Raw genomic sequence first — 14,358 nt, 5'->3', positions numbered from 1 at the left:
CGAACACTTGCCGCCTTCGTCCGTCCGGCCAGGGGAGCGAACGATCCGTGCTGATCAACCACGACACCCGGCGCACGCTCGACAGCGTCGTCGATCTGCTGAACACCGACCTCGACGGCCTGCCCGCGCTGCGGGGATTCGCCGGGCGGCACGAGATCAACGGCATCGGCGCGCTCGGGGAGCAGGACCTGGCGGCCGTGCGGTCCATACGCGACCGGCTCACCCAGGTGTTCGACGCCCAGGACGCGACGACCGCGGCGGGCCTGCTCAACTCCCTGGTCGCCGAGGCGGGCACCACCCCCCGGCTGACCGACCACGACGGCCACCCCTGGCACGTCCACTACTTCGCGCCCGGCGCCTCGCTCGCCGAGCACCTCGCGGCCGACGGCGGCATGGCACTGGCGTTCCTGCTGGTGGAGGGCGAGCTGGAGCGGCTGCGGCGCTGTGCGGCGCCGGGCTGCGGACGCGCCTTCGTCGACCTCTCCCGCAATCGCTCACGGCGCTACTGCGACGGCCGCACCTGCGGAAACCGTCTGCACGTCGCCGCCTACCGGGCCCGCCGCCGGGAGGCCGGGGACTGACCGGGCGGCGGTCGCGGCACGTCACCAGCGGTAGAGGTCGTGCACGGCGGTCAGCAGGATCAGCGTCCCGACAAAGGCCAGGAAGAACATCAGCGGCGGTTGGGACAGCGCGAAAAGACAGCCGCGCGGTTCATCGGTGATCTCGGCCGGTTCGTCGTTCATCTCCCCGAGATCATGGCGTAGCCGTGCCCACCGGGCTCACCAACACGTCACTCATGCGAGGGAGTTCGGCAGAAGTTCGTCAGATTCCGTGTTTCTTCAGTATCGCTTCGATATCGGAGAAGTCCTCGTCGCCCGAGGCGGGCTTCCCCCGGCGGGCGGACCCGAGCGAGGGCGCGGAGGCGGCCGGCGCCACGACGTCACGGCCCGGGGCGCCGTCGGCTGCCCGGCGCTCCTTGCGGCCGCCGCCCCGGCGGTCCGCCGCCCGCCCGGCGAGGAAGAGCAGGGCCGACAGCGCCAGCACACCGAAGCCCGCCCACACGGTCGGCTTGAGGACCAGCCCGGTGAGCCAGTCGACGACACCCGTCATGACCAGCCCGACGGGGATGAGCGACCACGCCGCCAGGCGGATCGCGGCGCGGAAGCGCTTGCGGTACGCCGTCACCAGGGCGATGCCCAGGCCTGCGGCGGACACCGCGGCGCATACGGTCGAGGTCAGCATCCGGGTCCTCCCGCCGGTGACGTCCTTTCGCCTTCCATCGTGCACCGGACGCCCCCAAAACGGCCACGAACAGGCCCGGGATCGGGGAGATCTCCGGGTCACCCGGAGCCCTTCTCCTCCCCGGGGGCGAGACGGCACCCCGCGGCACGGGCTGGAAGACTGGCCCCATGAGCGATTCCGACACCCCCCGCGCCGTGCTCGACGTCTTCTGCGAGCTTCAGTGCCCCGACTGCCACCAGGCCCTCGACGACATCCGGGCGCTGCGCGCCCACTACGGCGACCGGCTGGAGATCCGGCTGCGGCACTTCCCGCTGGAGAAGCACAAGCACTCCTACGCGGCGGCCCAGGCCGCCGAGGAGGCGGCCGAGCAGGGCAAGGGCTGGGAGTACGCCGAGGCCGTACTGGCGCGGACCGAGGAGCTCGCCGCCCGGGGCGAGCAGGTGCTGGTCGCGGTCGCGAAGGAGCTGGGGCTGGACGCCGAGGAGGTGGACACCGCGCTCATCGACGGCCGGCACATGCTGATCGTCGACGCCGACCAGGCCGAGGGCAAGGCGATCGGCGTGACGGGCACGCCCACGTATGTGATCGGCGGGGAGCGGCTGGACGGCGGGAAGAGCCAGGAGGGTCTCCGCGAGCGGATCGCGGAGATCGCGGACCGGCTTCTCGCCCCCTAGCGACGGTCGTGCGCCGACAGCGGGCCGCCTGTGGCCGGTCGCGCAGTTCCCCGCGCCCCTGACGGGGCACGCCCCTCACAGCAACGGCTTGTACAGGTCGATCTCAGTGGGCTCGTAGCCCAGAGACTCGTAAAGCCGCAGCGCCGCCGCGTTCCCCGCGAAGACGTTGAGCCCCATCGTGCGGGCGCCGCCCGCCCGGCCCTCGATTTCGGCGAGGTGCATCAGGCTGCGGCCGTGGCCCCGGCGCCGGTGGGCGTCGGCCACCTCGACGTCGTAGACGAACGCCCACCCGTCGCGGAGCACCACCCACAGCGTGCCGACGTCCACGCCGTCGTGGGCGAGGACGCGGAAGACGCAGCCCGGGCTGGCCAGCCCCCGGGGCTGCGCCGAGGCGTCGTCCCGGGCGACCCGGTCCTCGGCCAGGTCGCGGGGCACACCGCGGTCGGCCCAGTCCTGGGCGTAGGCGGCCCGGGCGCGCGAGCGCCAGCTCCGGTGGAACTCCTCGTCCATGGGCCGGGCCGCGCTGCCCGCCGGGAGGCCGGGGGTGGCGCCCAGTGGTTTGGCCATGCCACGGGCGCGCTCCGTGTAGCCGAGCGCGCCCATCAGCCCCAGCGCCGTCGCCGCGTCGGCGGGGACGGTCGCCAGGACCTGCCCGCAGCCCCAGCCGCGCAGCACCTCCTCGGCTGCCAGCAGGGCGACTGTGCCGCGCCCCCGGTGCCGGTCGCGTTCGCCGACGGCGAGCCGGGCGATCCTGCCGAAGGCCGGGCCGAAGCGGGTGTCGGTGGTGAGGTCGATCCTGCCGACGGGCCTGCTGTTGACGCAGATGTCGTAGGAGCGGGACCTCCGGCCGTCCGGATCTCGACGCTCGGGTGCGGTGGGGCGCAGCGTGGTGGTCACCTTGGTGTTGTACCGGGCCCCGGCCGCGCCGTCACCCACGTCCCGTCGATCGGTGCGGCTACGGGTCGATGTCGGCGGCCGAGCGCTCCTCGAAGATCCGCATCGCCTTGGCCGTCACCGGGCCCGGGGCGCCGGGCAGTTGGCGGCCGTCGAGGGTGCGGACGGCCTGGACGTCGCGGAGGGAGGAGGTCAGGAAGACCTCCTCGGCGCGTTCCAGAGCGTCGAAGGGCAGCTCGGTCTCCTTGGCGCCGGCCCATTCGACGACGAGGGCGCGGGTGATGCCGGGCAGGCAGCCCGAGGAGAGCGTCGGGGTGTGGAGCTCGCCGTCGAGGACGACGAAGACGTTGGAGCCGGTGCCCTCGCAGAGCGCGCCGACGGTGTTGGCGAACAGCGCCTCGGTGGCGCCGTGGGTGCGGGCGTGGGCGAGGGCGACGACGTTCTCCGCGTACGAGGTGGACTTGGCGCCGGCGAGGGCGCCGCGCTCGTTGCGGGTCCAGGGGACGGTCACGGCGGCGGTGGCGGGGGCCGGGACCGTGTGCTCGGCGAGGGCGATCACGAGGGTGGGCCGGGCGGTGCTGCGGTCGGAGCCGAGCGGGGCGATGCCGCCGGTGTAGGTGACGCGCAGCCGGCCGAGCGGCATGCGGTTGGCCTCCAGGACCGCCGCGCAGGCCCGGCCGACCTCGTCGAGGTCGGGCTCGGGCAGGCCCAGGAGGCGGGCCGAGGAGGCGAGCCGGGCCAGATGGCGGGTCATGGCGAAGGCCTTGCCGTCGGTCGCCTTGAGGGTCTCGAAGACGCCGTCGCCGACCGTGAGGCCGTGGTCGAACACCGAGACACGCGCGCTGTCCGCGTCGCGGAGCGCGCCGTCGCTCCAGATCATCACCGTTCCGTCCCTCCTGCCGGCTGATGTGTGCCCGACGCTATCGCGAGGAGGCGGGCGGCCTTGAGTTCCGTCTCGGCCCACTCGCGCTCCGGGTCGGAGCCCCAGGTGATGCCCGCGCCGGTGCCGAAGCGCAGCACCGGGCCGCCGGTGGCCGTGCGGTCGATCCAGAAGGTGCGGATGCCGACGGCGAGCTCGCCGGTGCCCCGGTCGGCGTCCACCCAGCCGACGCCTCCGCAGTAGGGGCCGCGGGGCGCGGTCTCCAGGGCCTCGATGATCCGCAGGGCGCTGCTCTTGGGGGCGCCGGTGACCGAGCCCGGCGGGAAGGTGGCGGCGAGCAGCTCGGGCCAGCCCGTCCTCTCCGCGAGTTCGCCGCGCACGGTGGAGACGAGGTGGACCAGGCCGGGGTGGGGTTCGACGGCGCAGAGCTCGGGGACCGTCACCGATCCGGTGGCGCAGACGCGGCCGAGGTCGTTGCGGACCAGGTCCACGATCATCACGTTCTCGGCGTGGTCCTTCTCCAGCAGGTCCGCGGCGGTGCGGCCGGTGCCCTTGATGGGGCCGGAGGTGACCGTCGTGCCCTCGCGGCGGAGATAGAGCTCGGGCGAGGCGGTGGCCACCTCGATGCCGTGGGCGGGCAGCCGGACCGTGCCCGCGTAGGGGGCGGGGTTGCCCCGGGCCAGCAGGGCGGTGAGGGCGTCGACGTCGGCGCGGTCCGCGTCGGGCAGCGGCGCGCTCAGCACCCGGCAGAGGTTGGCCTGGTAGACCTCGCCGGCCGCTATGTGCTCGCGGACGCGGCGTACGCCCGCGACGTAGCCGTCGCGGTCCAGGGAGCTGGTCCAGGTGTCCGGGGCGGGGCCGCGCCAGGAGGCGCCCGCCTCCGGGCCGGGCGCGGGGGCGGGGCGTACGTCGCCGAAGCGGGCGCAGCACAGCCCTCCCTCGAAGTCGGCGACCACGGCCCACCAGCCGGTGGACTCCAGGGCCGCCGGGTCGGTGGTGACGTCGCGGAGATCGGTGGCGAGGAGCCCGCCGAAGCGAGCCATCGGGGAGGGCGTCGGGAGGAGGCTGTGCACGTCATCGAGTCTATGGCGGGGCCCCCGGGCGGCCTCCTGACGACGGCCGGACGACGGCCCCGAGAACGATCAGCGCAGCATGCTGGGCAAACGGAATTTGAGCTGGCGCCGGAATCCGCTAAAGTTCAACACGTCGCCGGGACGCGGAAGCGAAACGGCGGAGAGCAGCTCTCGGGTGAAACCCCCGGGAGAGGCCAAATGCGGACGTAGCTCAGTTGGTAGAGCACCACCTTGCCAAGGTGGATGTCGCGAGTTCGAGTCTCGTCGTCCGCTCGAGTTGGGGGATCTTCCCGAACCCCCGCACTCCTGGTGGAGTGGCCGAGAGGCGAGGCAACGGCCTGCAAAGCCGTCTACACGGGTTCAAATCCCGTCTCCACCTCCAAGGACGATTAGCTCAGCGGGAGAGCGCTTCCCTGACACGGAAGAGGTCACTGGTTCAATCCCAGTATCGTCCACCAGGTCCGCAAGGACCTTCCCGCGCGATTAGCTCAGCGGGAGAGCGCTTCCCTGACACGGAAGAGGTCACTGGTTCAATCCCAGTATCGCGCACGCAGTACGCAGCACCATCCCGGACGATTAGCTCAGCGGGAGAGCGCTTCCCTGACACGGAAGAGGTCACTGGTTCAATCCCAGTATCGTCCACCAGGTCCCCATGGACCTTCCCGCGCGATTAGCTCAGCGGGAGAGCGCTTCCCTGACACGGAAGAGGTCACTGGTTCAATCCCAGTATCGCGCACACGACCGGCCGGGGCCGGAGCTCGGAAGAGCTCCGGCCCCGGCTGTTTTCCTTGCCCTCATCCTGCTCCCACCTGGGAAAACGCGACGGCCGGGTACCTCCCCAGGTACCCGGCCGTCGTGCCGTCCGCCGCACCCCCGTCCCCACGGGGTCATATCCGCCGGTCCGCCCGGCCCGGGCCGCTCTCCCGGGCGCGATGGGCTTTCAGTGCCCCAGCAGTCCGGCCACGGACGACGCTTGAGTGACGACGGCGTCCCAGCCGCCGAAGACGACGGCGAGGAGCGCCGCCAGCGGCAGCACCATGGCCGCCGCGATCAGCGGATGCCGGGTGGCGGAGGGACGGTCGCCGAGGGCGTCCAGGACCTGATGGGCCTGCGCCCGGCCGGGCGACCGGTGGGCCGTGCGCCCCGCGATGTCCGCCACCGCCCCGCTCCTTCTCATCCGTCGTAGGGAGCGGCGGGTACCTGACCTCGGGGGACGAGTATGCGTACCCGCCGCTTGCCTTCCAATCTAGGCGCGGCGCCCGGGCCGGTCGTCATGCCCTCGTACCCTTTGGGCGTTCTACGGGAGGATGAGGCCGGGCGGCACGGGCTACTCCCAGGGGTGGAGAACAAGGGCCCCGGACCCCGGGTCTTCCCCCAGGGGGCGCCCCCGGGTGACTTCCCTCACTTCCCGCCCGCCCCGGTGGGGCGCCCGTACGGCCCTCCGCCCGGCCCCTTCCCCCGCCACGTCATACGTTCGGGTCATGCCCCGGGCGGGCGGCCTCCGGCCCGCCGGGCCGCCGCGGACCGCGTCAATCCCCTTCTCCGTACGGGATCTTGGGAGGCCGTCCCGGGGCCGTGGCCGGGCGCCCCGGGCCCCCAGAGCGGCCCGCGCTCCCCTCCCCCGGCACCGGTAATCCACTCGCCGACGCATGCGCGGCCTCTGAGCGCGACCGTCCGTCAATCCGTAAGCTGTGGCTCGTCAGAGGCCGGGCAGCTAAGTGGGGCAGCCCCACCGGAGGTAGGGGACGAAGATGACGATGATGCGGCTCCGGCGCGAGGACCCGCGAGTCGTCGGCTCGTTCCGGCTGCACCGGCGGCTCGGCGCGGGCGGCATGGGCGTGGTCTACCTGGGCTCGGACCGGCGCGGCCAGCGGGTGGCGCTGAAGGTGATCCGGCCGGATCTGGCGGAGGACCAGGAGTTCCGCTCCCGCTTCGCCCGGGAGGTCTCCGCCGCGCGGCGGATCCGCGGCGGCTGCACGGCGCGGCTGGTGGCCGCCGACCTGGATGCGGACCGCCCGTGGTTCGCCACGCAGTACGTGCCCGGACCCTCGCTGCACGACAAGGTGAACGAGGAAGGGCCCCTGTCGGCGGCTCAGACCGCGTCCATCGGGGCCGCGTTGGCCGAGGGCCTGCTCGCGGTGCACGACGCGGGGGTGGTCCACCGCGACCTCAAGCCCTCCAACATCCTGCTCTCCCCCAAGGGCCCCCGCATCATCGACTTCGGCATCGCCTGGGCGACCGGGGCCTCCACCCTCACCCATGTGGGCACGGCGGTGGGCTCGCCGGGCTTCCTGGCGCCGGAGCAGGTTCGCGGTGCGGCCGTGACCCCCGCGACGGACGTCTTCGCGCTGGGCGCCACGCTCGCCTACGCCTGCACGGCGGACTCTCCGTTCGGGCAGGGCAGTTCGGAGGTGATGCTCTATCGCGTGGTCCACGAGGAACCGCAGCTCATGGGCGTCCCCGACGCGCTGGCGCCGCTGATTCACGCATGCCTGGCCAAGGACCCGGAGGAGCGGCCCAGCACCCTTCAGCTGTCGCTGCGGCTCAAGGAGATCGCGGCCCGCGAGGCGCACGGCATCGCCGAGGGCCGCCCGCCGGCCCCCCGCCGTGAGCCCGACCGGCCGTCGGTGCGCAGCGCCGCGCAGTACGAACGGCAGCGCACCGAGCGCCGTCCGGGCGGCGCGCCCACGCCGCGCCCACAGCGGCCGCACGCCCCCGAGCGTCCGGCCGAGGGGGTACGGGCGCCGGAGCGGCGGCCCGCGCCGCAGCGGCCCGGCCGGCAGCCCCGGCCCGGGGCCCGTACGGGCGCGGGCGCCCGGCGGCCGGGCCCGGACCGCAAGCTGCTGCGGCAGCGGCTGATCGTGTTCGTGGTGGTGACGCTGCTGGTCGCCCTGGGGATCGCGGCGGCCCAGGGCTGTCAGGGCCCGGCCCGCTCGCTGGGCGGGGTGCCCTCGGCGCCGGTCGCCTCCACCGGCGTCGGCACCGGCGCCACCGGGGCGGTCAGTCCTGGGGACGCCCGCTCGTGACCGCGTAGAAGGCCACGGCGGCGGCCGCTCCGACGTTGAGCGAGTCCACGCCGTGGGCCATGGGGATGCGCACCCACTCGTCCGAGGCCCGCAGGGCGCGGTCGGACAGGCCGTCACCCTCCGCGCCGAGCATCAGCGCGACCCGCTCCAGGCGGTGCGGGGCCGCGTCGTCCATCGAGGTGGCCCGCTCGGCCGGGGTGAGGGCCAGGATCCGGAAGCCCGCCTCGCGGACGGTCTCCAGATCGCGGGGCCAGGACTCGAGGCGCGCGTAGGGCACGGAGAAGACGGCGCCCATGGACACCTTCACCGAGCGCCGGTAGAGCGGGTCGGCGCAGTCCGGGGAGAGCAGCACCGCGTCCATGCCGAGGGCGGCCGCGCTGCGGAAGATCGCGCCGATGTTGGTGTGGTCGTTGATCCGCTCCATCACCACGACGCGCCGCGCGGTGCGCAGCAGCTCCCCCGCCTCCGGCAGCGCCTTGCGCTCCATCGAGGCGAGCGCGCCGCGGTGCACGTGATAGCCCGTCACCCGTTCGGCCAGCTCGGGGGTGACGACGTAGACGGGGGCGGGGCTCTCGTCGATGACGTCGCGCATCACCTCGACCCACTTGGCCGTCAGCAGCATCGACCGCATCGCGTAGCCGGCCTGGCCCGCGCGCCGGATGACCTTCTCGCCCTCGGCGATGAAGAGCCCCTCGGCGGGCTCGCGGCGGCGGCGCAGCTCGACGTCGGTCAGGCCGGTGTAGTCGGTGAGGCGCGGGTCGTCGGGGTCTTCGATGGTGATGATGTCGGCCATGGGGCGCCGCCTTGTCGTGCTCGTGGTGCCGGTGGTGGTGTGCTCGCGGAGGGGGCCGGTCAGTCGCCGGTGCGCGGGCCGACCGTGACGACGTCGCCGATCACGATGACGGCCGGGGGACGTATGCCCTCGGCCCGGACCCGCTCGCACACGGTCGCCAGGGTGGCGTCCAGGCGGCGCTGGGCGGCCGTGGTGCCTTCCTGGATGACCGCGACGGGCGTGCCGGCCGGTCGCCCGTGACGGACGAGCGTCTCGGAGATCGCGCCGATGTTCTCGACGGCCATCAGCAGGACGAGGGTGCCGCGCAGCCGCGCCAGCGCCGCCCAGTCGGCCAGCGAGCGGGGGTCGTCGGGGGCGACATGACCGCTGGCCACGGTGAACTCATGGGCGACCGCACGGTGGGTGACGGGGATTCCGGCGACGCCGGGCACGCTGATGGAGCTGGAGATGCCGGGGACGACGGTGCAGGGTATGCCGTGCTCCGCCAGGGCCTGGACCTCCTCCATGCCGCGGCCGAAGACGAAGGGGTCGCCGCCCTTGAGCCGGACGACCGCCTTGCCGGCCTTGGCGTGCTCGACGAGGGCGGCGTTGATGGCCTCCTGGGCCATGGCCCGCCCATAGGGGATCTTGGCCGCGTCGATGACCTCGACGTGCGGGGGCAGCTCGGCGAGGAGGTCACGGGGGCCGAGGCGGTCGGCGATGACGACGTCGGCCTCGGCGAGCAGCCGGCGGCCGCGCACGGTGATCAGGTCGGGGTCGCCGGGGCCGCCGCCGACGAGGGCGACGCTGCCGCCGCCCGCGGCACGGGCCCGGTAGTGCGGCGCGGCCAGCGAACCGTCGCGCAGGCCCTCCACGATGGCGTCCCGTACTGCGGCGGAACGGCGCGGGTCCTGCCCGGTGAGCACGGCGACGGTGACGCCCTCGCTGCGGCCCGTGGCGGGCGTCCAGGCGGTGGCGGCGTCCGCGTCGTCGCTGCGCACGGCCCAGACGCGGCGGGCCTCGGCCTCGGCGGAGGCCGCCTCGTTGGCGGCGGGGTCGTCGGTGGAGATCAGGGCGTACCAGGCGCCGTCCAGGTCGCCGTCCCGGTAGCGGCGGCGCTCCCAGCACAGTTCACCGGCGTCGACCATGGCCTCGACGGAGGCGGTGGCCGACGGGGAGACGAGCAGGACGTCCGCCCCCGCGGCTATCAGGGCGGGGAGCCGGCGCTGGGCGACCTGACCGCCGCCGAGGACGACCACACGGCGACCGGCAAGACGCAGTCCGACGGGGTAAGCGGCTTGTTCGGTCCGGGCCATGGCAGGTCTCCTCGTACGAAAGCGCTGGTGGGGACACCTTACGGGGTGCGTGGTTGTGGGCAATCGTTCCGCTTGGCGGGAACGATTGCCCACAACCAGGACGACGGCGCGCGCCCCCACCGGCAACCCCGGTAGGGGGCAACGCGACCAGTACCGGTCAGCCCTTCTCGCTGACCCCGGCCGTATCGAACGTGGCCACCTCATGCATCGCCCGCGCCGCACTCTGCACGATCGGCAGCGCCAGCAACGCACCCGTGCCCTCGCCGAGCCGCAGGTCGAGGTCGACGAGCGGCCGTAGGCCGAGCTTGGTGAGCGCGGCGACATGGCCGGGCTCCGCGCTGCGGTGACCGGCGATGCAGGCGGCGAGCGCCTCCGGGGCGACGGCCCGCGCGACGAGGGCCGCGGCCCCCGCGCTCACGCCGTCCAGGATCACGGGCGTCCGCAGCGAGGCGCCGCCCAGGATCAGGCCGACCATCGCGGCGTGCTCCAGGCCGCCGACGGCGGCGAGGACGCCGATCGGGTCCTTGGGGTCCGGCTGGTGGAGCTCCAGGGCCCGGCGCACCACGTCGATCTTGCGGGCGTGCATCTCGTCGTTGATGCCCGTGCCCCGCCCGGTGATCTCGGCCGGGTCCGCGCCGGTGTAGACGGAGATCAGGGCGGCCGACACCGTGGTGTTGGCGATGCCCATCTCACCGGTGAGCAGCGCCTTGTTCCCGGCGGTGACCAGGTCGCGGGCGGTCTCGATGCCCACTTCGAGGGCGCGCATCGCCTCGTCGCGGGTCATCGCGGGACCGGTGGTGAAGTCGCTCGTACCGGGCCGGATCTTGCGCGGCAGCAGGCCGGGGGTGCTGGGCAGCTCGCCCGCGACGCCCACGTCCACGACGCAGACCTCGGCACCGACCTGGTTGGCGAAGGCGTTGCACACGGCGCCGCCGCCCAGGAAGTTGGCCACCATCTGCGAGGTGACCTCCTGGGGCCAGGCCGTGACGCCCTGGTTGTGCACCCCGTGGTCACCCGCGAAGATCGCGACGGCCGCGGGCTCCGGGATCGGCGGCGGGCACTTGCGGGACAGCCCGCACAGCTGGGCGGAGATGATCTCCAGCATGCCGAGCGCGCCGGACGGCTTGGTCATCCGCTTCTGGCGCTCCCACGCCTCGCCGAGTGCCTTGGCGTCCAGCGGGCGGATGCCGCGCAGGGTCTCGGCGAGCAGGTCGTGCGGATCCTCGCCGGGCAGCGCCCGGTTCCCGTACTCCTCCTCGTGGACCACCCACGACAGCGGCCGCCGCTTGGACCAGCCCGCCTGCATCAGCTCGGGCTCCTCCGGGAACTCGTCGACGTAGCCGACGCACAGGTAGGCGACGACCTCAAGGTGTTCGGGCAGTCCGAGGGCGCGGACCATCTCGCGCTCGTCGAAGAAGCTGACCCAGCCGACGCCGAGGCCCTCGGCGCGGGCGGCGAGCCACAGGTTCTCCACGGCGAGCGCGGAGGAGTACGGCGCCATCTGCGGCTGGGTGTGCCGGCCCAGGGTGTGGCGGCCGCCCCGGGTGGGGTCGGCGGTGACGACGATATTGACGGGCGTGTCGAGGATCGCCTCGATCTTCAGTTCCTTGAACTGCTTGGCCCGCGCCTTCGGCAGCGACTTCGCGTACGCCTCGCGCTGCCGGGAGACCAGCTCGTGCATCGTCTTACGGGTCTCCGCGGAGCGGATGACGACGAAGTCCCAGGGCTGCGAGTGCCCCACGCTGGGCGCGGTGTGCGCGGCCTCGAGGACGCGCAGCAGCACCTCGTGCGGGACGGGGTCGGTCCGGAAGCCCTTGCGGATGTCGCGGCGCTCGCGCATCACGCGATGCACGGCGGCGCGCTCGGCGTCGGCGTAGCCGTCGGCGGGGTCGCCTGCGGGCTCGCCTGCGGCGGGCTCGGGGGTGACGGTGGCGGCATCCGGCTGCGCGGGGTCGCCTGCGGCGGGCTGCTCGCCCGCCGTGGCGGGGGCGGGCGCGGTGCCGTCGGTGACGACAGCGGCTGCGGGCGCGGGTGCCTGCGGAGCGGCGATGTCGGCTGCGGTGTCGGCCGGGGCGGCCTCGGCCGGCGCGGGGGCGGTGCCATCGGCGACGGCGGCGGCGTCGGGCTGCTCGCCGCCGGTGGCGGGGGCGGCTGCCTGCGGAGCGGCGGCATCGGCCTGCGCGGGCACGGCACCGTCGACGACGGCGGCAGCGTCGGGCTGCTCGCCGCCGGTGGCAGGGGCGGCCATCAGCGGCGCGACGGCATCGGCCTGCGCGGGCGTGGTGCTGTCGGCGACGACAGCGGGGGCGGCCGGTGATACGGCGTCCCCGGTCGTGGGAGCACCGTCGGCGGCGTCGGACTGCCCGACCTCGGCGGTGGTCCCGTCCGCCGCCACGGAAGCCGCGACCTGCGAGGTCGCGACCTCCTCAGGCGCACCGCCGTCGGCAGCGGCCCCCTCCGTCGCCACAGCGGGCGCGGCCTGCGGTGCAGAGGCGTCAGCCGCCTGCGCGGATGCGTCGCTGTCAACGTCGGCGGGCTGCCCGGCCGCAGGCGCGCTGCCACTGGCGACAGCGTCGGACTGCGCCGGAACGGACTGCCCGTCAGCGACGGCAACAGGCTGTGCCGGGACGAACTGTCCACCATCGGTGGCGGCGGCAGTCTGCGACGCCGCGCTCTCAGTCACAGCCGCACTGCCGTCGGCGGCGGAGCCGGCCTGCGATGCCGCGCCCTCGGGCGCGCTGCCGTCGACGACGGCAACGGCATGCGCCGGGACGGACTGCACAGCCGCCTCCGGGGCGAAGACGGCGTCGATCACGGCCTGCGGGATGGGGGCGTCGAGGAACGCCATGACGCCCATGCCCCGCACCCCGGCGGGTACGCCCGGGGCGGGTGCGGTCCGCTGGGCCTCGGCGGCCGCCGGAACGGCGGCCGGGGCCTGCTGTACGGGGTCCGGAAGGGGCTCGGGCGGCGCGACATCGTCACCCGGCACGCTCTCGCCCACCTGCGCGGCCGCAGGGATCTGTTCCGGCACGGTGTCTTCGGCGGCGGACGGCACGTCACCCGGCACGGCCGAGGCTGACTCGTCCACTCCACCGGCGACCGGCTCGACGGCCGGCTCGGCAGCCGGAGCGGCCCCGACCGTCGCCTCGGCCAACGGCGCGTCAACGGGCGCGGCCACAGCCGCCTCGACGGCGTCGTCCGACGGCACGTCACCCGGCGCGCCCGCGGCAGCGGAAGCGGGCTCGGGCGCGACGCCCGCGGCTACCGCCCCGGCGGCCTCAGCCACGGCCGTACCCTCCGCCGACGGCGCATCGTCCTGCGCGACAGGCGCGCCCGCATCGGCGGGCGTCTGTTCGGGCGTGACGGCGTCAGCCACAACCGCATCAGTCGCGACCGGCGCGTCCCCGGCAGCGGGCGCATGCTCCGCCGCGAGGCCCCCGGCCGTCGTCCCGGCGGCGTCAGCCGGAACCGCGTCGGCCACGCCCTCGGCAGACGGCGCGTCACTCGGCACGACCGGCGCGCCCGCGGCTGCCGCGACCGCACCGGCGTCAACCGGCACGGCCTCGGCCGAAGCCGTCTCGGCGGCGGCATCCATCAGGGCCACCGCACCCACCGGCGTACCTCCCGGCGGCGTCGTCGCCACTCGGTCGACGAGGGCCTGGGCCGCGCCGGGGGCGACCGTCATGACGGGGGCGGGCTCGGGGACGCGCGGGGTGGGGACGGCGGAGGTGGGCGGCTGGGGCGTGGCGGCCGAGGTGCCGTCAGGAGCCGTCGCCGGGCCGCCGGCGCCTATGTCGTTGGCGGTCGCGACCGCGTCGGCCGTGTGCTGCGGCGGCACGAAGGCCACCGGCGGAACGTCCGCCGACGCGGCCTCCGCCGGTGACAGGTCCGTCGGCGGAACGTCCAGGTATTCGACGCCGCCGACCGGCGGGGCCGGCGGGCGGGCCGGGGAGCCGACGGGCTGCTGCGGGGCGGCGGGGCCGCGGTCGGCGAGGGAGCGGACGACTCCGCTGTTGGGCTCCGGGACGGGCGGGCCCAGGTGGAGGGGGCGGCGCGGCGGCGCGGGCGCGGTGGCCTGCGCCGGGGCGCGCACGCTCGTGTAGTCGAGGGAGCCGGTGTCGCGGCCGCCCGTCTCATGCGTACCGCCCGGGGCGGTGGGCTGCTCGCTCCAGGCGCCCTGGGCACCCGGCATCAGCAGCAGGTCGTCCTCGTCCGCGGCGTCGTGGTCGAGGTAGGCGTAGGCGGTGGGGTCTCCGGGGTCGGCAGGGGCCGTACCATCCGCGGGAAGCGGGTGGCCGGGCAGTGCGCCTGCGTTCTCCGGCTGTCCCTCGTCCGGGAACCGGCCGGTGTCGGTCATGCGTACCCCTCGCCCATCGGTAGTGCTCCTTCCAACCGCTCACGCCCACGAAGAAGAACGAGCGCGTGTACGTCGCGGCACGTTGTGTACCGTCCGGTGCCACCCTGCCCTGCACGCGCCAAGC

Annotated in this window: 12 protein-coding genes and 6 tRNA genes; 9 read left to right on the top strand and 9 right to left on the bottom strand. The window is 74.6% G+C overall.

The annotated features are described in order from the left end of the window. The first annotated feature begins 47 nt into the window (after window positions 1-47). Window positions 48-581 carry a CGNR zinc finger domain-containing protein gene (locus tag RM609_RS12110; protein WP_311610343.1) on the top strand — a complete coding sequence of 178 codons (534 nt, stop codon included), beginning with the start codon at window positions 48-50 and terminating at the stop codon, window positions 579-581. 21 nt (window positions 582-602) lie between these two features. Here the strand turns inward: RM609_RS12110 and RM609_RS12105 are convergent, their stop codons facing one another. Both RM609_RS12105 and RM609_RS12100 read right to left on the bottom strand, forming a co-directional pair. Beyond that, entirely contained in the window at window positions 603-743 is a 141-nt protein-coding gene (locus tag RM609_RS12105) for a hypothetical protein (RefSeq protein WP_164737750.1), read from the bottom strand. 79 nt (window positions 744-822) lie between these two features. Continuing rightward, complete coding sequence (locus RM609_RS12100; protein WP_311610340.1) at window positions 823-1,242, bottom strand: hypothetical protein; 420 nt, start codon at window positions 1,240-1,242, stop codon at window positions 823-825. 167 nt (window positions 1,243-1,409) lie between these two features. On the opposite strand from RM609_RS12100, the gene RM609_RS12095 reads away from it, so the two are divergent. After that, window positions 1,410-1,916: a DsbA family protein gene (locus RM609_RS12095; RefSeq protein WP_311610338.1), complete on the top strand. Its 507-nt coding sequence runs from the start codon at window positions 1,410-1,412 to the stop codon at window positions 1,914-1,916. A gap of 75 nt (window positions 1,917-1,991) precedes the next feature. Here RM609_RS12095 and RM609_RS12090 read toward each other — a convergent pair whose 3' ends face one another. From RM609_RS12090 to RM609_RS12080, 3 genes are read right to left on the bottom strand one after another with little or no spacing between them, the layout of a single operon-like run. Continuing rightward, window positions 1,992-2,852 (bottom strand): GNAT family N-acetyltransferase, encoded by an 861-nt coding sequence (locus RM609_RS12090; protein WP_311610337.1) that lies wholly within the window; start codon window positions 2,850-2,852, stop codon window positions 1,992-1,994. A gap of 19 nt (window positions 2,853-2,871) precedes the next feature. Beyond that, a complete protein-coding gene (locus RM609_RS12085) occupies window positions 2,872-3,693 on the bottom strand; it encodes an aminotransferase class IV (protein ID WP_311610336.1) in 822 nt (273 codons plus the stop codon). Continuing rightward, a complete protein-coding gene (locus RM609_RS12080) occupies window positions 3,690-4,733 on the bottom strand; it encodes a chorismate-binding protein (RefSeq protein WP_311610678.1) in 1,044 nt (347 codons plus the stop codon). Before RM609_RS12080 ends, RM609_RS12085 begins: the two co-directional genes overlap by 4 nt. A 230-nt stretch (window positions 4,734-4,963) precedes the next feature. On the opposite strand from RM609_RS12080, the gene RM609_RS12075 reads away from it, so the two are divergent. The 6 genes from RM609_RS12075 to RM609_RS12050 all read left to right on the top strand — a co-directional run bounded on the left by RM609_RS12075 (window position 4,964) and on the right by RM609_RS12050 (window position 5,499). Then, a tRNA-Gly gene (locus tag RM609_RS12075) sits at window positions 4,964-5,036 on the top strand. A 35-nt stretch (window positions 5,037-5,071) separates the two neighbouring features. Next, window positions 5,072-5,145 (top strand) — tRNA-Cys (locus tag RM609_RS12070). A gap of 1 nt (window position 5,146) precedes the next feature. Then, window positions 5,147-5,221 (top strand) — tRNA-Val (locus RM609_RS12065). Window positions 5,222-5,240: 19 nt separating this feature from the next. Next, window positions 5,241-5,312, top strand: a tRNA-Val gene (locus RM609_RS12060). Window positions 5,313-5,333: 21 nt separating this feature from the next. After that, window positions 5,334-5,408, top strand: a tRNA-Val gene (locus RM609_RS12055). Window positions 5,409-5,427: 19 nt separating this feature from the next. Continuing rightward, window positions 5,428-5,499, top strand: a tRNA-Val gene (locus tag RM609_RS12050). A gap of 204 nt (window positions 5,500-5,703) precedes the next feature. Here RM609_RS12050 and RM609_RS12045 read toward each other — a convergent pair. Further along, entirely contained in the window at window positions 5,704-5,922 is a 219-nt protein-coding gene (locus RM609_RS12045) for a hypothetical protein (RefSeq protein WP_311610334.1), read from the bottom strand. A 592-nt stretch (window positions 5,923-6,514) separates the two neighbouring features. Here RM609_RS12045 and RM609_RS12040 point away from each other — a divergent pair. Beyond that, window positions 6,515-7,789: a serine/threonine-protein kinase gene (locus tag RM609_RS12040; protein ID WP_311610332.1), complete on the top strand. Its 1,275-nt coding sequence runs from the start codon at window positions 6,515-6,517 to the stop codon at window positions 7,787-7,789. Here the strand turns inward: RM609_RS12040 and RM609_RS12035 are convergent. From RM609_RS12035 to cobT, 3 genes are all read right to left on the bottom strand, one after another. After that, window positions 7,764-8,582: a TrmH family RNA methyltransferase gene (locus RM609_RS12035; protein WP_311610331.1), complete on the bottom strand. Its 819-nt coding sequence runs from the start codon at window positions 8,580-8,582 to the stop codon at window positions 7,764-7,766. The two genes, RM609_RS12040 and RM609_RS12035, sit on opposite strands and share 26 nt — an antisense overlap. Window positions 8,583-8,641: 59 nt before the next feature. Then, a complete protein-coding gene (gene cobA / locus RM609_RS12030) occupies window positions 8,642-9,877 on the bottom strand; it encodes a uroporphyrinogen-III C-methyltransferase (RefSeq protein ID WP_311610330.1) in 1,236 nt (411 codons plus the stop codon). A gap of 157 nt (window positions 9,878-10,034) precedes the next feature. After that, on the bottom strand, window positions 10,035-14,234 hold the full coding sequence (gene cobT, locus RM609_RS12025) for a nicotinate-nucleotide--dimethylbenzimidazole phosphoribosyltransferase (protein WP_311610329.1): 4,200 nt from the start codon (window positions 14,232-14,234) through the stop codon (window positions 10,035-10,037). Window positions 14,235-14,358: the final 124 nt, after the last annotated feature.

The sequence above is a fragment of the Streptomyces hesseae genome (assembly GCF_031845785.1).
GTDB lineage: Bacteria > Actinomycetota > Actinomycetes > Streptomycetales > Streptomycetaceae > Streptomyces > Streptomyces hesseae.
This window is presented reverse-complemented; position numbering and strand designations above follow the sequence as displayed.